Source organism: Kitasatospora saccharophila, assembly GCF_039529925.1.
Lineage (GTDB): Bacteria > Actinomycetota > Actinomycetes > Streptomycetales > Streptomycetaceae > Kitasatospora > Kitasatospora saccharophila.
The window spans coordinates 99,878-115,816 of record NZ_BAAANS010000010.1 but is presented as its reverse complement, the minus strand read 5'-3'; the positions used below and the strand labels follow the sequence as shown (position 1 = coordinate 115,816).

The window sequence follows — 15,939 nt, the reverse complement described above, 5'->3', positions numbered from 1 at the left end:
TCCTGGGGCCGTGACTGTGATGGTGGCGGTGACCGTGGCCGTGGCTGCGGCCGTGACTGCGACCGTGACCGTGACTGCGACCGGAGCGGTGCCCGGGACCACGGTCGGGCGCGGGACGAGACTAGGCCGCCGCCGCCACCCCAGACAAGGAGTCATCCGATGTATTTTCCGACTTGCGGGATCGGGTAACGGAATCCTTGGGATTTGTGCGGAGATCTCCCATCAGGCATCCGATGAATCGGGGTCGGTGGTGCGGCGCGGAGCGGTCAGCACCAGGAGGCCGCCGAGGACGGCGAGGGCGGCGAGGGCGGCGGCGAAGGCCGTGGTGCCCGCGGTCAGGCCGGCCGCGTCGCTGAGGTAGCCGGCCGAGACCGGGAGCAGGCCGGCCGGGAGGTAACCGCCCACGTTGAGGGCGGCGTTGGCCTCGGCCAGGCGGCGGGGCGGGACGGTGGAGTTGAGCAGGGACAGGCCGCCGAGCTGGCCGAGGCCCTGGCCCGCACCGGCCAGCAGCGCGGCGGCGAGCAGCGCGCCGGCCGAACCCGCGTGCACGGCCGCCGCCAGGGCGAGCATGCCCAGCGCGGTGCCCGCCGCGCCGACCGCCAGGACGGTGCGGCGGCGCAGCCGCTGGACGGCGAACTGCACGCCGGTGGCGGTGAGGAACATCGCGAAGGCCATCGAGCCCGCCACGATCCGGCTGGTGGTGCCGAGCAGGCCGGACAGCAGGGACGGGCCGAGCGAGAGCACGAACGAGGTGGCGGTGATGCCGGGGGCGAACACCGCGACGCCCAGGGCGAGTTGACGCCCGCGACCGCGCGGGACGCCCGGCACCCGGATCCAGCCGCCGCGCTCGCCGCGCTCGCCGCCGTGGCCCGTCCGGTCGTTCCGGTCGTTCCGGTCGGTCCGGCCGCTCCCGGGGCGCGGCAGCGGCATCCGCAGCACCGCCAGCACGGCCAGGGCCAGCAGCACGGCCTCGACGGCGAACACGGTGGACGTCGGGCCCGGGGCCAGTTCGGAGAGCACCCCGGCCAGCAGCGGGCCGAGCCCGGCGCCGAAGACCATCGCGCAGGAGGCCAGCAGGGCGGCCGTCCGCCGGCGTCCCGGCCCGGCCACGTCGGTGACCGCCGCCATCCCGGCCGAGACCACCGCGCCGACCGCGACGCCGGTGAACAGCCGCGCCGCGATCAGCGCGGCCACGCTGCCGGCCGTCCCGAACACCAGGCAGGCGGCGAGCGCCAGCCCCAGCGCCGGGAGCAGCACCGGCTTGCGGCCGATCCGGTCGGAGAGCACGCCGGAGACCAGCAGCGAGCCGACCAGTCCGACGATGTAGCAGGCGAACACCACGGTCAGGGTGCCCCTGGAGAAGCCGATGTCGCGCTGCCACAGCACGTACAGCGGCGTCGCCGCGTTGGACAGCACGAAGACGGCGGTGATCGGCCAGGCGGCCAGCCACACCCACCGCAACGGGGCGTCGCCCCCGCCCCCGCCCCCGCCCCCGTCCGCGCTGCTGCTCGCGGGCCTGCTCACGGTCCTGTTCGCAGCCCTGCCCGCGGTGCTGCTCGCGGGGCTGATTCCGGTTCCGGACATGGGAGTTCCCCCTGATCTGCCTGTCGGTTCCCGTCAGTACGAGTCAAGTCGAACTTAGCATGCAGTACGATTGGAGTCGTACTGAACGGGACGCCGGAACGCGAGAAGACGAGGAGCCGCCCGTGTCCGCAGCCTTCAAGGTCCTCCCGGAGCCGCCCGGCCTGCCCGAGCCGCTCCCCGAGCCGCCCGTCGGGGAGTTGCGGCTGGAGGAGGTGCTGGGCGCGCTCAGCTCCCCGCTGCGGCTGACCATCGTCCGCAGGCTCCTGCTGGAGTCGGAGGAGTTCGACCACTCCTGCCAGTGGTTCGGCCTGGACCGGCCCAAGTCCTCGCTCACCCACCACTTCAAGGCGCTGCGCGAGGCCGGCGTCACCCGTCAGCGGCAGTACGGCCTCGAACGCCGCAGCCAGGTCCGGGTCGAGGACCTGAACGCGCGCTTCCCCGGCCTGCTCGCCCTCGTCGCCGCCTGGACCCCGGAGCCCGGAGCCCTGAGCCCGGAGCTCTGAGCCCCGCGCCCGCCGGGGCCGTCGCCCGCCCCGCCGTTGCCGATCCGGTCGCCGATCCGGAGCAGCCCGTCCGGGCCCGGTCCCGCCGACCCGGGAGCTCCCGGACGTGCGGGCGCGGGGCCCGGCGAGGAGGGGGACGTCCTCCTCGCCGGACCCCGCGCCCGGTCGGTGCCGGTCGGTGCCGGTCGGCTCGCGGTCAGCTCACGGTGCGGCAGACCGTCCCGTTCAGCCGGAAGACCGTGGGGGACGGGTTGGCGCCGTTGTTGTTGCCGACGAAGCCGAAGTCCGCCGAGGTGCCGCCGTTGGGCGCCAAGTGGCCGTTGTACTGGCCGTTGGTGACCCGGACGTGCTGGCCGGTGGAGTCGATGTTCGCGTTCCACCACGAGCCGACGGACTGCCCGGCGGAGGGCCAGTCGAAGTCCAGGGTCCAGCCGTCGAGGTCGGCCGGGCCGAGGTTGTTCACCACCACGCCGGCCACGAAGCCGTTGCCCCAGCCCGCCGTCACCTGGTACGAGACGGTGCAGGTGCTGTCGCCGGGGGTGCCGGTGGTGAAGGTCAGCGGGACGGACGGGCGGGAGAGGTGCCCGGCCTGGTCGCGGGCCAGCACGTTGACGGTGTGCCGGGAGCCGGCCGGCAGGTTGTAGAGGGTGGCGGAGGTGCCGGTGGAGGAGCCGAGCAGCTGCACGGTGGTGCCGAGCTGCTCGTACACCTCGTAGCGGTCCACCGTGCCGGTCGCGGCGGGCCAGTTCAGCGTGACGGTGTTCGCGCCCACCGAGGTGGTGCGCGGCGTGCCGGGGGCGCCGACGGTGGCGGCGGCCTGGCCGGTGCCGGCCTTCGGGTGCAGGGTCAGCACGGTGATCGAGGACGGGGCCAGGGTCGCCGAGGTGGCGGTGGCGGTGCCGGCCGCGTCGACCAGCCCGGTGTCGCCGGGCGCCCAGCGCTGGACGGCGGGGGCCGAGGCGGCGGCGGTGAAGCCGGGGTAGCTCAGCGACACGGTGTGCGCCGTGCTGGAACTCCCGTTCAGCAGCAGGACGCTGAGGTCGCCGTTGGCGCGCAGCACCGCGTGCGAGGTGACCTCGGCGGAGGAGGAGCCGGAGGCCAGCATGGTGTCGCCCGGGTCGCTGAGCGCGCCCAGCGCCTTGATGCCGTAGTACGGCGCGAACGGGGTGTTCACGGCCGGCTCGCAGACGTCGCCGTTGCAGGCGCCGCTGGACAGCATGCCCATGTCGCCGTAGTCGGTCTCGCCGCCCACGGTGGTGATCGGGCCGACGCCGTTGTGGGTGTCCCACCAGTCGACGTTGAAGACGCCGTTCTCCAGCGCGGTGATCATCGCCTCGGCCGCGAACAGGCCGTTCGGGCGGCTGGTCAGCGCGCCGTTGCCGGACTCGGAGTTGACCTCGGTCATCGCGATGCCGATGTTCGCCGAGTCGGCGCCCGCGTACCGGTCCAGCAGGTTGCGCACCTCGCGCAGCTCGCCCGGCAGTTGGCGCACGGCGGACAGCGCCTGGGCGCCGCCGCCCGCGTTCGGGTACCAGTGGACGCTGACGAAGTCCACGTCGTGGGCGACGGCGGCCAGCACGGTGTGGTTCCAGTCGCCGCTGTCCCCGGCGGCCACGATGCCGTCCGGCCAGTTGCCGGGCATGGTGAGCACCGCGCCGATCTTGACGGTCGGGTCGACCGCCTTCATCGCCGCCGCGTACGCCTTGACCTCCCGGGCGTACTGGTCGGGCGACTTGTCGGCGTGGGTGTCGTTCTCCCAGCCGCTGCCGTAGACGCCGTTGCCGTAGATCTCGTTGCCGATCTCCCAGTACTTCGCCCCGTAGCCCTTGGTGACGTTGGCGTACCGGACCCAGTCGGCGGCCTCCTGGGCGGTGCCGGAGCCGTAGTTGGCGATCAGGATCGGCTGCGCGCCGGACGCCTTCGCGGTGCCCATGAAGGCGTCGAAGTCGGTGCCCGGGGCGACGTAGCCGCCCGGCGCGGTGTTGTCGACCCAGTGGTAGATGTCCGAGTACGAGCCGCCGGGGTAGCGCAGCGCGCCGATCCCGGCCTGCTGGTACAGCGACACCACCTCGGGGTCGTTCATGTGCGAGTCCCAGATGGCGGTGTTGGCGCCGAGTGCGGCGGCGCCGACGGTGCCCAGGCCCGCGGCCGGGTTGACCGTCACCGTGGTGTCGCCGGCGGGCGCCGGGTCCGCGGCGGAGGCGGTGGGGGCGGCGAGCGGCAGTGCGGCTGCCGCCAGGGCGAGGGCGGCCGAGGCCGTCGCGGCGAGCGGGCGGCGACGTCGGGGGCCGGCTGGTCTGCTGCGGAACAGCATGGGGTGGTTCCTCCCGGATGGGGGTGCGGGTGGAGGTATGGGAGCGCTCCCATGGTGGAAACGGGCCCCGATCATGTCAATCCTCCGCCCCGCCGGACCCCACCCCGCCCCGATCCGCCCAGCTCCGGGCCCCCGGCCCGCTGAAACGTTCGCGCCCGCGACCCGCCGGGCGGGGCCGACAGTGAGATGTACATCTGTTACATTCGTTGCATGAGTGAGCCGGTGATCGAGTCCATGGCCGAGGTCCGCAGCCACCTCGCCGACGTCATCGACCGGGCGCGCCGCGAGGAGACCCCGACGATCATCACCCGACGCGGCAGGCAGGAGGCCGTGGTGATCGACATCGAGGAGTACCAGCGGCTCCGCCGGATAGCGGAGGCCGCCGAGGAGGAGTGGCTGAACGCGCTGGCCGACGAGTCGGAGGCGGAGGGCCTGCACGGGTCCGTCTCCCTGGAGGAGATGGCGGCCCTCCTCCAGGGCCGGGACGGCTGACCGCGATGGGCCACGTCACGCGCTTCACTCCGCGCGCACAGCGGGACCTGCTGAAGATCGAGCGCTCCGACGCCCTGCGCATCCTGCGCCGACTCGCCGAACTGCAGCGGGCGTTGGACACCGGCGACACGGCGGCGTTCGACATCAAGGCGCTCCAGGGGCACGCGGCCCGATGGCGCCTCAGGATCGGCGACCACCGGGTGGTCTACACCGTCGAGAACGGCCGGCTGATCGTCTGGGTCCTGGCGGTGGGCCACCGCGGCGAGATCTACCGCCAGATCCCCTGACCGGCGGTACGGACGATCCGGCGCGGGGCGGGACCGCCCGTCATCCGGAAATCGGCGGGACGGCCAGCGGCCAGGAGGCGAGGTCGCGGTAGCGCAGTGGTTCGGGGCCCCGGAGGGCGCTGCTGCCGACCAGGTGGAGGCGGGGGGTCCACCAGGGGCGGCCGGTGAAGGCGGTCAGGGCGGCGGCGCCGGCGGGGACGCCGGTGGGGTCGTCGCGGCGGGCCCGGGCCAGGGTGAGGTGGGGGTGCAGCGGGCGGTCGCGGTAGTCGAGGCCCAGGGCCCGGACCAGGGCGCGGACCTCGGCGGCGAGCCGGTGCAGGCCGTCCAGGTCGCCGCCGACGCCGCTCCACAGCAGCCGCCCGTCGAAGTGCCCGCCGCCCTGCAGGCCCAGCCGCAGGGCGGGCTGTCCGGCGGCCCGGTCGGCCAGCGCCGCGTGCAGCGGCGGGACGGCGGTGGCGGGCACTTCGCCGAGGAAGGCCAGCGTGATGTGCCAGTCCTCGATCCGGTTCCAGCGCAGCCGGGGGTGGGCGGCGTACGCGGGCCGCAGGGCGCGGGCGAGTTCGTCCTTGGCCTCGTCGGGCGGGGCCAGCGCGACGAAGGCGCGCAGGGTCGGGGGCGCGGGGGGTCCGTCCGGCGGGGGGTGCTCGTCCACCAGGGATTTCTAGCACCCGCCGCCCGGTACGGCGCACGGCGGAGGGGTTCGGGCGCGGGGTTCAGGCGCGGGTCAGGGTGATGGTCTGCGGGTGCTGCGGGCGGGGGCCGACGCCGACCTCCAGGACGAGGGTGCCGGTCTTGGCACGGTAGTTCGCCCGGATGTCGTCGGGGTACTTCTCGCGGCCGGCGAGGACCCAGCTGAAGGCAGCCGAGGCGTCGCCGCCCGCGACGGTGTCCGGCACCCCGGTGGCGGTGCCGCCGTCACCGTCCTCGTGCCCGGCGATGGTCACCTGGAGCGATTTGCCGGCCGTCGACCAGGTGCCGGACATGACGGTGGGGTCCTGGCCCTCCTCGTCGTCGAAGCTCGCCGTCCAGGTGCCGGTCTCGGTGACGTCGACGGTGCCGTGCTTGTAGTGGGCCTCGGGGGCGGAGACCTGCCAGCGGCCCGCCGCGAACTTGCCCAGGGCGACCGCGCCCAGCCCCGGGCCGACCTTGCCGCTGCTGCAGGCGGCGACGGCGACGCTGAGGGCGGAGGCGCCGAGCAGGCGCAGCGCGGTGCGGCGGGGGAGGACGGAGGTGGCCGCCCTCCAGGTGTCGAGTGGTCCCACGGAAAAGGCTCCCGGTCTGTGCTGGTCCGTCGCTGCGGAGGGTGGTGCGCGCCGGTCGGCCCCGTTCCGACCGGTGCTGCGGTGGGGGAAGGATGACGGACCGTCAGCTACGGGCGGAACCCGGACGAATCCGGGGTCCGCGCCGCCCGCCGCTGCGGCAGGATGGGCGGGTGCCACCGCTGCCCCCACCGCCCGTCGCGCGACCGGCGCCCCCGCCGGACGACCGGACCGTGCGCGGGGCGCTGCGCGCGCTGCGCGGGTGGCGGCCCTGGCGGCCGTGGCCCGGCTCCGGGGGGCTGTCGACGACGGCAGCCGGGGCCGAACTCGCCGTGGTGATCGCGTTCGTGCTGATGCGGGTCGGGACCCTGCTGGAGATCCTCCCGGCCGCCCCGCACGGCCTGGCCCGGGCCACCGCCCCGGCGCTGGACGCGGCGCTGATGGCCGTCGCGCTCGCCCAGTCGCTCGCCATGTGCGCGGTCGCGGTGCGCCGCCGGCAGTACCCGGCGGGCGGGTGGGCCCGGGCCGACGTGGCGGTGGCGGCGGTCGTGCTGCTGGGCGAGCCCTGGTACCTGCTCCCCGAGGACTGGGTCGGCACCTGGACGGCCTGGGGCGGCGCGCTCAGCGTCAACGCGGTGTTCGGCGCGGCGATCGGCTTCCCGGCCCGCCGGCAGACCGTCGCCGCGACGGCCCTGGTCGCCGCCGCGTACGCGCTGCCCGGCGTCGTCCTGTCGCACGCGCACGCCCCCACCGCGGCCAGCAACCTGATCGGCTACCTGGTGTTCGCGGTGGCCGCCCGCTCGTCCGCGACGTTCATCCGCCGCCTGGGCCGGGACGCCGACGAGGCCCGGCGGCAGGCCGCGCTCTCGGCGGCCGAGGCCGAGCGCGACCGGCACCGGCTGCTGCTGCACGACCAGATCACCATCATGCGGCTGCTCTCCGAACCCGGCCTGGAGCCGGGCCTGGTGGAGGTGCTGCGCCGGCAGGCCGCCGCCGGGGCGGCCCGGGTGCGGCACTTCCTGGAGCAGCCGGACGGCGGCGGCCCGGACGACCCCGCCGCGGGGACGGCCACCCTGGCGGCCCTGGTGCGGCGGGCCGGGGAGGGCTTCACCGACCTGCCGATCGACTACGCCGTCGACCTGGCCGCCGACGTGCCCGTCCCGCCCGCCGCCGCCGGGCCGCTGCACGAGGCGCTGGCGACGGTGCTGCACAACGTGCGGGCGCACGCCGCGGCCGGGCAGGTGGTGGTGCACGCCGACGCCCCGCCCGGGCTCGGGCACTGGGAGGTCAGCGTCCGCGACGACGGGCGCGGCTTCGACCAGGCCCGCCGCCCGCTCGGCTTCGGGCTGCGGGTGCAGGTGAGCCGGGCGCTGGCCGAGGTCGGCGTCGAGTCCGAGATCCGCTCCGCGCCCGGCGCGGGGACGGTCGTGCTGCTGCGCGGAAGGCTGGAGGAGCGGTGAGGGACCGTCGAGGACGCGACCCGGGCGCGCAGCCCGGGACCCGGGTGGCCGTGGTGGACGACGACACGGTCATCCGGGAGGGGCTGCCGCACCTGCTCCCCGGGGTCCGGGTGGTGCTGGCGGTCAGCAGCGTCGAGGAACTGCTCGCCGCCCGGCCGGAGACGGACGCGGTCCTGCTCGACCTGGTGCTGACCGGCACCGGCCGGACGGGGGTGCGGCAGGGCGCCGCCGCGGTGGAGGCGGTCGCCCGGGCCGGGCACCGGACGCTGATCTACACCAACGAGCGCCGCCGCGAGGTGCTGGTCGGCTGCATGGCCGCCGGGGCGCGCGGCGTCGTGCACAAGGCCGAACCGCTCGCCGCGCTGGCCGCGGCCGTCGCCGAGGTCGCCGCCGACCGGGTGGTGATCACCCAGGCCCTGGTCGGCCTGGCCGAACTCGCCGAACGCCGCGGCGGCCTGCCCAGCCTGACGCCCCGCCAGCGCGAGATCCTCTCCGCCCGGGCCCGCGGCGAAGCGTTCCGCAGCATCGCCGAACGGCTCTTCATCGGCAAGAAGACCGCCGAGGAGCACATGGCGGTGGTCACCGCGAAGTTCGCGGACTTCCTGCGCGACCACTCCCCGGCCGACCTGGAACGCGAACTCGGCCTCGGCCCGGGCGACTTGCTCGACCACCGGCGGCTGAACTGAAGAACCCCGCCAGAGCGCGCATCCAGGGGCCCGGCAGAGCGCGCATTCAGGGGCCCGGGGAACGGCGGGTCGATGCTGCTGACGGTCGGAGCCCATCGAAGGTCCGTGCTGCTGCGTGTAGTGAACAGAACCGGAAGCAGACGCGCGCCACGGCAGTGAACCGCCCGCAGCCACGGCCTCGCCGTTCCCCGAGCCCCTGATTTCGCTTCTCGCCGTTCTCGGCGTTCGGACTGCGGTAGTTTCAGGCGCCGGAAGCCGCGGGAGACCTCCGACGGGCTACGGCCGCAAGCGATGTGGAGAGTCCGCGTGAGTGCTGCCCCCGTCCCCGCCGTGCCGTCCGTCGGCGGCGAGAGCCCGATGAGCGAGTACGAGGCCAAGGTCTGGCGCGACCTCGCCGGACACTGGGAGCGCCGCAGCAAGCGTCGCGGTCTGCCGGGGTGGGCGAGCCGGGCGGCCGAGCGGACCGGGGCGGCCGCCGGGGGTGCGGTGGGCCGGGTGGTGGGTGCGGTGCCGGAGGTGGTCAAGGAGCCGATCCGCCGGGCTGGCGACGTGGTCGCGGACAAGGCGCTGCGGCCGGTGCTGGGGGCCGCGGCCTCGCTGATCGAGCTGGTCAACGACTGGGCGCTGGAGCTCAACGACCCGGCGAACGTGGAGAAGCTGGCCCGCAAGCAGGGCTTCGAGATCGACAGCTTCACCGAGCTGCGGGAGCAGGACCTCAAGGCGTGCGACCGCCTGCTCGCCCACAACAAGCTCACCTGGCGCACCGCCGGCGCGCTGGAGGGCGGCGCGATGGGGCTGCTGGCGATGGTCCCCGTCGCGGGCATCCCGGTCGCCATGACGGCGGACATCCTGGTCGTCCAGGTGCTGAGCGCGTCGATCGCGGCGCGGATCGCCTACTCCTACGGCTACGACGCGAAGGACCCGGACGAGCAGGCGTTCATCCAGCGGCTGGTGCAGCGCTCCTTCGTGGCGCAGGCGGCCAAGATCAAGCCGATGAACGAGGCCGCGCAGGCGGCGCGGGCGATCCAGGGCCGGGTGCGGTGGTCGGAGAAGCTCCGGCAGGACCACCGCCTGATCGCCGCCCTGGAGAAGCTGATGAACCAGCTGGGCCCGGCCGGTTCCAAGGTGTCGGTCAAGAACGTCGCCAAGGTGGTGCCCTTCGTGGGCATCGTCCTCGGCGCGGGCACGAACGCCGTCGTCCTCGGCGGGGTGGCCGAGGACGCCCAGCGGTACTGCCAGACCAGGTTCCTGTGCGACAAGTACGGCCTGCCGCTGCCCGCCGCGCTGCTGGCCGATCCGGACCTGGACGCGGACGCGGACGGGGAGCCGGACGAGGACGGGGTGCTGCAGGACGCGGCCGGGTGAGCCCGGGGGCACCCCGGCGGACCCCGGCGGCGGCCTCGGAACCGGAGCAGGTCCGGGGAATTCCGGAAAAGCGCGCCGCATTCCCGCGCCGACCGGTCGATGGCCAATCAATTCTCCTGCGCCAAAGGGAAATTGACGCCATCCCGGACCCCGGCCGAATTCCCCGGCATCAGTGCTCGATGGCCTCGCGCATCGCGAGGAACTGCTCGGCGGCGTCCGCGGGGGCGGTGGTCGGGAACAGCGCGACGGCCGCGGTCCAGGAGTCGACCCACCCGCACATGGCGCCGGAGTCGAGCGGGACGCACTCCAGGTTGCCGCCCAGCGGACCGGCCGGGTAGGTGGCGGAGGGGCCGTAGTTGCCGGTCGAGCCCTCGCCCACCGCGTACTGGAGCAGGCCCCGCCAGAGGTGCTCGCGGCGGACGCTCGGCTCCTCCGGCACGTTGTCGACCCCGACGAACAGCACCGGACGGCCGGAGCCCCCGTCGGCGTTCACGTAGTTGGCCTCCACCAGGTGCATCCCGTCGCGCATCTCGCCCGGGTCCACCGGCACGTCGCTCAGCTGCGCCGTCCCGGTGCCCAGGGTCAGTGCGCCGGCGGTGCGGGCCTCGGTCAGGGTGTGCTTGGCGCCGGGGTCGCGCGGGGAGGCCGAACGGGAGGGCGGGGCGTCCGTGGAGGGGGGCGCGGGCACGGCGGGCGAGGACTTCGGGGCACCGGGGTGCGCACTCGCGGTCGGCCGCGCGGTGCTCGGGGCCGCGGACGGGGACGCGGCGGCGTCCTCCGTCCCGTCCGGGTCGCAGGCGGCGAGGGTGAGCGCGATGCCCAGCGCCGCGGTGGCGAACAGGGCGCGGGCGGCGAACGGCTGGCGTCCGGTCATGGTGGTGGCTGCTCCCGGTGTGGGTGGGTGGGCGCGTCGCGCACCCGGACGACCGGGCCCGCGCGGCGGTACGGGGCAGGACGCTACGGGCGCCCGCCGCCGGGAGCGGGCGAAAACGTCGATTCGGGACCGGACGGTGACACGGTGACGACGCGGGCAATGGTCCGACCGGGTGAACGGGCGGCCGCACCCCGGCCCCGGCCCCGGCCCCGGCGGTGCCCCGGCCGGGCGTGCCGCCGCCCGCCGGGCCGGCGCCGGGCGGGCGGTGGCGGGGTGCGCGGGCGGCGGGCTACCTGCTGCGGGACTTGCCCCAGGCGGGGGAGACGAGGGCCACCAGGAGGACGGCGAACCCGATCTGCAGCAGGTGCCTGATCCAGTCGATCCCCCCGGTGTGCCGGACGCCGATCCAGCCGGACACCAGGTTGCCGATCAGGGCGCCGGCCGCGCCGAGCAGCATGGTCAGCCACCACGGGATGGACTGCGGGCCGCGCAGGATCAGTTTGGCGAGGAGGCCCAGTACGAGGCCGATCAGCAGAATCCAGATGATTTGGAACATCGAAACCCAGCCCTTCCGGTCGGCCGCCGGACGGTCGACGGCGGTGCGTCGTGCGGGGGCCCGCCGGCGGAGCGGTCCGTCCCAGCCATGATCGCTCGCCCGGCCGGTCGGGGCATCTCGGCGAACCTCCGACCGGCAGGTTTGCAAAGGCTCGGCAAAGGGTAGCGGGGTGCCCCGAACCGGGGGCCCCGACGATTGCGCCGCCGCACCGTGTGGTGGGATAAACGGGCTGAGCGGACGTCAAGTCCTACGGGGGGACGCGGAGATGGCAGCGGGTTTCGGCTACGAACCGGGTGAACTGGCGAAGATCCAGCAGGAATTCCAGTCGATCCAGCGGCGTATGGGGGAATTGTCCGAGCGGACCGGCCGGATCAAGGCGGTGATGACCAAGGCCGTCACCACCGACCTCGCGGCCGGCGCCCTCAGCGGCGTCCTCGGCTTCGGCGCGGTGGTCGCCCGGGTCCGCGAGCGGGTCGGCGCCGTCCAGCGGCAGCTGGCCGCCCTGGAGCGCACCAAGGACGAGCTCGCCAAGAACCTCGGCAGCGACGTCGGCAAGCTCGGCACCGTCGCCAAGCAGTACGCGGAGGCCGAGCGGCGCGCCCGCGAGGGCGTCGCCAAGCCCGGCCGGGGCGCGCACCCCGGGCAGCCGGCCGCCCCGAAGAAGCCCGGCGGCGGCAAGCCCGCCCCCGCGCCGACCACCCCCGGGAAGCCGGTGGCGACGCCGGCCGCCCCGAAGAAGCCCGCCGGCGGCGGGGGCACCGGCGGCAGCGACCCCGCGCCGGCCGTGTCGAACGAGGGCAGGATCGACAAGGGCGACGTCACCTTCCACGGCAAGGGCAAGTACCGGGGCGGCGAGGCGGCCTGCCGGGAGTACGTCTCCCAGGCGCTGGACGCGATGGGCATCACCGACCCGAAGGCCCGCGAGGCGTGGACCAAGGGCATGCTGACCATCGCCGGGCGCGAGTCCGCGTACAACTCGCCGGACTGGCAGGTCAACCAGGACGCGAAGCACGACGTCAACGTCAACGGGCCGATCCAGTCGGACGGCGCCCCGCTGAACTGCTCGCGCGGCGGCTGGCAGACCGTGCCGGGGACGTTCGCCGCGAACCACGTCGCGGGCACCTCGACGGACATCTACGACCCGGTGGCCAACTGCGCCGCGTCCATGCGGTACGTCATGAGGACCTACAAGGTCTCGCCGGACGGCCACGACCTGGCGGCCAAGGTGCAGCAGGCCGACCCGTCCCGTCCGCCGCACTGGTACTGATCCGCCGCCGCGCCGGCTCCCGCCGCACCGGCCTCCGGCGCGCCCGCCCCCGACGCCCCGGCCCTCGCCGGGTCCGCCGACCGGCGGGCGCGTCCGGGATCCACCGTTTATCCACCGTCACCTCCGAATTCCCAGGGATACACGTGCGTTCGCTCCGCCTCGCCGCCGCCACGGCGGCCCTCCTGTCCGCTGTCGCCGTCCTGTCGGCGTGCGACCCCGACGGCACCGACACCGGTGACGCCGCCACCGGTGCCGCCGCACCGGCCGCCACCGCGCCGAGCAGCACCGCGCCGGGCACCGCCGGGGCGAAGTCCCCCGGGGCGGCGAAGACCTCGGCCGCCTCCGACGGCGGCGCGGCCGGCCAGGCCGGGCGGCTGCCCGCCGGGGTGTGGATCGACCCGAAGGCGGTGCCGCTGAACGCCGCGCTGCACTGGAAGGCGCCCGGCCCCGCCGCCAAGGCGCTCGGCGAGAAGGGCAGGCTCCGGATCGAGGAGCTGTGCAAGGCCCCGCGCGACGACTCCTTCACCGAGGTGCCGATGGTGGAGACCGCCTCGCTGGGCGGCTCGGCCGGTGACTGGGCGGCGGACGAGACCATCGCCAGCTTCGGCTCGGCGAAGGACAGCAGCGGCCGGGCCCAGAGCGGCTTCCTGCTGCTGGGCTCCGTCGTGCAGGGCCTGAAGGACTGCGGCAGCACCGTGCCGGGCGCGAGCGTGAAGGTCAGCTCCGAGGACAGCACCTTCGCCGCGGCCACCCTGACCCTCCCGCGGGCGGGTGGCGGCACCGTCGAGGTGCACGAGTACCTGTCCGTGCAGGACGGCTCGGTCGCCGAACTCACCCTGCACGCCGAGCTCCCCAAGGGCGGCCGTCCGAAGACCGCCTGGTCCGCCCCGGCCGACCAGGGCGTGCTCGACACCCTGGGCAGGACGGTCTGCACCGCCTTCGGCGACTGCTGACCCGATCCCCCCGCTCCGCCGGGCCGGTCCGCGCACCCGCGGGCCGGCCCGCGGTCGTGCACGGGCCTTTCCGTGACCGACAGTTGGGGAGTTCTTGACCTGCGGACCCTCGACGGATACCTCTCACGCAGAGCTAAAATCGGAGGCGTGGAAGAACGGACGGAACGGGACCGCGAGCCGGACGCCGAGGAGTTCGCCGCCCTGCTGGTCGGCATCCAGCGGCTGACCCGCCGCCACCTGCGGGCCGGGCTGGACCGGCCGCGGCTGCGCGGCGCCCAGGCCGAACTGCTGCGGCTGGTCGCCGCCGCGCCGGGGATGCGGGTCTCGGAGGCGGCCGAGGAGCTGTCGCTGGCCGGGAACTCGGTCTCCACCCTGGTCAACCAACTGGTCGGGCAGGGGCTGCTGCGCCGCGAGACCGATCCGGCGGACCGGCGGGCGGCCCTGCTGCACGCCACCGGGGAGGCCGTCGAACTGCTGGCCGACTGGCGGCTGCGGCGCACCGCCCTGCTCGGCGAGGTGCTGGCGGAACTGGACGGGCCGGACCGGGCCGCGCTGGCGGCGGCGCTGCCCGCGCTGCGGGCGGTCGCGGCCGGGCTGCGGGCCCGGGGGAGCGGCGAGGGGAAGGCGGAGGCATGAGCGAGCAGGAGCGACCGGCCGTCCGGTGCCGGGAGTTGGCGTACAGCTTCCACCGCGGCCGGGGCAAGGGCCCGGTGGTCCGGGCGGTGGACGGGGTCGACCTGGAGGTGCGCCCGGGCGAGGTGTTCGGGCTGCTGGGCCCGAACGGCGCGGGCAAGACCACCACGATCCGGGCGATCACCACCCTGCTGCCGACGGCGCGCGGCATGGTCGAGGTGTTCGGCCACGACTGCGCCGCCGGGCGCACCGAGGTGCGGCGGCTGCTCGGCTACGTCCCGCAGGCGCTGTCCGCGGACGCCGGGCTGACCGGGCGGGAGAACGTCGCGCTGTTCGCCCGGGTCTTCGACGTGGCCCGCTCCGAGCGGGCCGAGCGGGTCGCCCAGGCGCTGGCCGCCGTCGACCTGACCGAGGCCGCCGACCGGATGGCCGGCACGTACTCGGGCGGCATGGTGCGCCGGCTGGAGCTGGCCCAGGCGCTGGTCAGCGCGCCCCGGCTGCTGGTGCTGGACGAGCCCACCATCGGCCTGGACCCGATCGCCCGGGCCGGCGTCTGGGAGCGGGTGGACGCGGTGCGCCGGGCCACCGGCATGACGGTGCTGGTCACCACCCACTACATGGACGAGGCGGACCGGCACTGCGACCGGATCGCCCTGATGGACCGCGGCCGGATCCGGGCGCTGGGCACCCCCGAGGAGCTCAAGGCGCGGGTCCGGGCCGAGGACCCGGCCCAGGACGCGCCCACCCTGGACGACGTGTTCCGGCACTTCTCCGGCCGCGCGCTGGCCGACGACGCCAAGGAAGGGGAGTTCTCGGATGTCCGCCGCACCCGTCGCACCGCAAGCCGAGTCGGCTGAACACCACGGCTCCGGGCCCGAGTTGGGGCTGCTGCTGGTCCCGCCGAGGGCCCGCACGGGCTGGCGGGTGGTCCCGGCCCGGGTGCTCGCGATGTGCACCGTCGAGCTGCAGAAGCTCCGGCACGACCGCACCGAGCTGTACACCCGGGCGGTGCAGCCCGCGCTCTGGCTGCTGATCTTCGGCGAGACCTTCACCCGGCTGAAGGCGATCCCGACCGGCGGCATCCCGTACCTGGACTACCTGGCGCCCGGCATCATCGCGCAGTCCGCGATGTTCATCGCGATCTTCTACGGCATCATGATCATCTGGGAGCGGGACTCCGGGGTGCTCACCAAGCTGCTGGTCACCCCGACGCCGCGGGCCGCGCTGGTCACCGGCAAGGCGTTCGCCGCGGGCGTCAAGGCGGTGGTCCAGGCCGCCGTGGTGGTGCTGCTGGCCGCCGTGCTGGGCGTCGGGATGACCGCGAACCCGCTGCGGCTGCTGGGCGTGGCGGTGGCGGTGGTGCTCGGCTCGGCGTTCTTCTCCTGCCTGTCGATGACCATCGCGGGCATCGTGCTGACCCGGGACCGGCTGATGGGCATCGGGCAGGCCATCACCATGCCGCTGTTCTTCGGCTCGAACGCGCTGTACCCCGTCGACCTGATGCCGGGCTGGCTGCGGGCCGTCAGCCGGGCCAACCCGCTCAGCTACCAGGTGGACGCGCTGCGCGGGCTGCTCATCGGCACCCCGTCCCACCTCGGGCTGGACTTCGGGGTGCTCGCGCTGTCCACCGCGGCCGGGATCACCGCCGCCTCCGCGCTGCTGGGCCGGCTGGCCCGCTGAGGGTCCGCGGGGGTGCGGGCCGCGGG

At 75.0% G+C, this 15,939-nt stretch carries 17 protein-coding genes; 11 read left to right on the top strand and 6 right to left on the bottom strand.

The annotated features are described in order from the left end of the window. Positions 1 to 222: 222 nt before the first annotated feature. Complete coding sequence (locus tag ABD345_RS10110) at positions 223 to 1,584, bottom strand: MFS transporter (protein WP_425556793.1); 1,362 nt, start codon at positions 1,582 to 1,584, stop codon at positions 223 to 225. A 122-nt stretch (positions 1,585 to 1,706) separates the two neighbouring features. On the opposite strand from ABD345_RS10110, the gene ABD345_RS10105 reads away from it, so the two are divergent. Beyond that, on the top strand, positions 1,707 to 2,087 hold the full coding sequence (locus ABD345_RS10105; RefSeq protein WP_344551616.1) for an ArsR/SmtB family transcription factor: 381 nt from the start codon (positions 1,707 to 1,709) through the stop codon (positions 2,085 to 2,087). 196 nt (positions 2,088 to 2,283) lie between these two features. On the opposite strand, the gene ABD345_RS10100 is transcribed toward ABD345_RS10105, so the two are convergent. Then, entirely contained in the window at positions 2,284 to 4,401 is a 2,118-nt protein-coding gene (locus ABD345_RS10100; RefSeq protein ID WP_344551615.1) for a cellulose binding domain-containing protein, read from the bottom strand. Between the two features lie 210 nt (positions 4,402 to 4,611). Between ABD345_RS10100 and ABD345_RS10095 the strand changes: the two genes are divergently transcribed. Continuing rightward, positions 4,612 to 4,893, top strand: coding sequence for a type II toxin-antitoxin system Phd/YefM family antitoxin (locus ABD345_RS10095; RefSeq protein ID WP_344551614.1), 282 nt, complete (start codon positions 4,612 to 4,614; stop codon positions 4,891 to 4,893). 5 nt (positions 4,894 to 4,898) lie between these two features. Beyond that, positions 4,899 to 5,180, top strand: a complete 282-nt coding sequence (locus ABD345_RS10090) for a type II toxin-antitoxin system RelE family toxin (protein ID WP_344551613.1) — start codon at positions 4,899 to 4,901, stop codon at positions 5,178 to 5,180. 40 nt (positions 5,181 to 5,220) lie between these two features. On the opposite strand, the gene thpR is transcribed toward ABD345_RS10090, so the two are convergent. Together thpR and ABD345_RS10080 are read right to left on the bottom strand one after the other, a co-directional pair. After that, positions 5,221 to 5,832, bottom strand: a complete 612-nt coding sequence (thpR, locus tag ABD345_RS10085; RefSeq protein ID WP_344551612.1) for an RNA 2',3'-cyclic phosphodiesterase — start codon at positions 5,830 to 5,832, stop codon at positions 5,221 to 5,223. Between the two features lie 61 nt (positions 5,833 to 5,893). Continuing rightward, positions 5,894 to 6,442 carry a hypothetical protein gene (locus ABD345_RS10080; protein ID WP_344551611.1) on the bottom strand — a complete coding sequence of 183 codons (549 nt, stop codon included), beginning with the start codon at positions 6,440 to 6,442 and terminating at the stop codon, positions 5,894 to 5,896. 170 nt (positions 6,443 to 6,612) lie between these two features. Between ABD345_RS10080 and ABD345_RS10075 the strand changes: the two genes are divergently transcribed. From ABD345_RS10075 to ABD345_RS10065, 3 genes are all read left to right on the top strand, one after another. Beyond that, complete coding sequence (locus tag ABD345_RS10075) at positions 6,613 to 7,899, top strand: ATP-binding protein (RefSeq protein WP_344551610.1); 1,287 nt, start codon at positions 6,613 to 6,615, stop codon at positions 7,897 to 7,899. Then, a complete protein-coding gene (locus tag ABD345_RS10070) occupies positions 7,896 to 8,585 on the top strand; it encodes a LuxR C-terminal-related transcriptional regulator (RefSeq protein ID WP_344551609.1) in 690 nt (229 codons plus the stop codon). Before ABD345_RS10075 ends, ABD345_RS10070 begins: the two co-directional genes overlap by 4 nt. Before the next feature lie 306 nt (positions 8,586 to 8,891). Continuing rightward, positions 8,892 to 9,950 (top strand): EcsC family protein, encoded by a 1,059-nt coding sequence (locus ABD345_RS10065; protein WP_344551608.1) that lies wholly within the window; start codon positions 8,892 to 8,894, stop codon positions 9,948 to 9,950. Between the two features lie 169 nt (positions 9,951 to 10,119). Here ABD345_RS10065 and ABD345_RS10060 read toward each other — a convergent pair whose 3' ends face one another. After that, a complete protein-coding gene (locus tag ABD345_RS10060; RefSeq protein ID WP_344551607.1) occupies positions 10,120 to 10,824 on the bottom strand; it encodes a hypothetical protein in 705 nt (234 codons plus the stop codon). Positions 10,825 to 11,113: 289 nt separating this feature from the next. Next, the gene (locus ABD345_RS10055) at positions 11,114 to 11,380 is read right to left on the bottom strand and encodes a GlsB/YeaQ/YmgE family stress response membrane protein (protein WP_344551606.1); all 267 of its coding nucleotides are present in this window, start codon (positions 11,378 to 11,380) and stop codon (positions 11,114 to 11,116) included. Between the two features lie 265 nt (positions 11,381 to 11,645). On the opposite strand from ABD345_RS10055, the gene ABD345_RS10050 reads away from it, so the two are divergent. The 5 genes from ABD345_RS10050 to ABD345_RS10030 all read left to right on the top strand — a co-directional run bounded on the left by ABD345_RS10050 (position 11,646) and on the right by ABD345_RS10030 (position 15,913). After that, positions 11,646 to 12,647, top strand: a complete 1,002-nt coding sequence (locus ABD345_RS10050) for a hypothetical protein (protein WP_344551605.1) — start codon at positions 11,646 to 11,648, stop codon at positions 12,645 to 12,647. A gap of 143 nt (positions 12,648 to 12,790) precedes the next feature. Beyond that, positions 12,791 to 13,600 (top strand): hypothetical protein, encoded by an 810-nt coding sequence (locus ABD345_RS10045; RefSeq protein ID WP_344551604.1) that lies wholly within the window; start codon positions 12,791 to 12,793, stop codon positions 13,598 to 13,600. 147 nt (positions 13,601 to 13,747) lie between these two features. Next, positions 13,748 to 14,236 carry a MarR family winged helix-turn-helix transcriptional regulator gene (locus ABD345_RS10040; RefSeq protein ID WP_344551603.1) on the top strand — a complete coding sequence of 163 codons (489 nt, stop codon included), beginning with the start codon at positions 13,748 to 13,750 and terminating at the stop codon, positions 14,234 to 14,236. Continuing rightward, positions 14,233 to 15,090, top strand: coding sequence for an ABC transporter ATP-binding protein (locus ABD345_RS10035; RefSeq protein WP_344551602.1), 858 nt, complete (start codon positions 14,233 to 14,235; stop codon positions 15,088 to 15,090). Before ABD345_RS10040 ends, ABD345_RS10035 begins: the two co-directional genes overlap by 4 nt. Then, positions 15,050 to 15,913, top strand: a complete 864-nt coding sequence (locus ABD345_RS10030) for an ABC transporter permease (RefSeq protein ID WP_344551601.1) — start codon at positions 15,050 to 15,052, stop codon at positions 15,911 to 15,913. Before ABD345_RS10035 ends, ABD345_RS10030 begins: the two co-directional genes overlap by 41 nt. The last annotated feature ends 26 nt before the right edge of the window (positions 15,914 to 15,939 follow it).

Coding starts and splice junctions, on each gene's coding strand:
- ABD345_RS10110 (WP_425556793.1), bottom strand. CDS start 1,584: ATGTCCGGAACCGGAATCAGCCCCGCGAGCAGCACCGCGGGCAGGGCT.
- ABD345_RS10100 (WP_344551615.1), bottom strand. CDS start 4,401: ATGCTGTTCCGCAGCAGACCAGCCGGCCCCCGACGTCGCCGCCCGCTC.
- ABD345_RS10095 (WP_344551614.1), top strand. CDS start 4,612: ATGAGTGAGCCGGTGATCGAGTCCATGGCCGAGGTCCGCAGCCACCTC.
- ABD345_RS10090 (WP_344551613.1), top strand. CDS start 4,899: ATGGGCCACGTCACGCGCTTCACTCCGCGCGCACAGCGGGACCTGCTG.
- ABD345_RS10060 (WP_344551607.1), bottom strand. CDS start 10,824: ATGACCGGACGCCAGCCGTTCGCCGCCCGCGCCCTGTTCGCCACCGCG.
- ABD345_RS10055 (WP_344551606.1), bottom strand. CDS start 11,380: ATGTTCCAAATCATCTGGATTCTGCTGATCGGCCTCGTACTGGGCCTC.
- ABD345_RS10050 (WP_344551605.1), top strand. CDS start 11,646: ATGGCAGCGGGTTTCGGCTACGAACCGGGTGAACTGGCGAAGATCCAG.
- ABD345_RS10035 (WP_344551602.1), top strand. CDS start 14,233: ATGAGCGAGCAGGAGCGACCGGCCGTCCGGTGCCGGGAGTTGGCGTAC.
- ABD345_RS10030 (WP_344551601.1), top strand. CDS start 15,050: ATGTCCGCCGCACCCGTCGCACCGCAAGCCGAGTCGGCTGAACACCAC.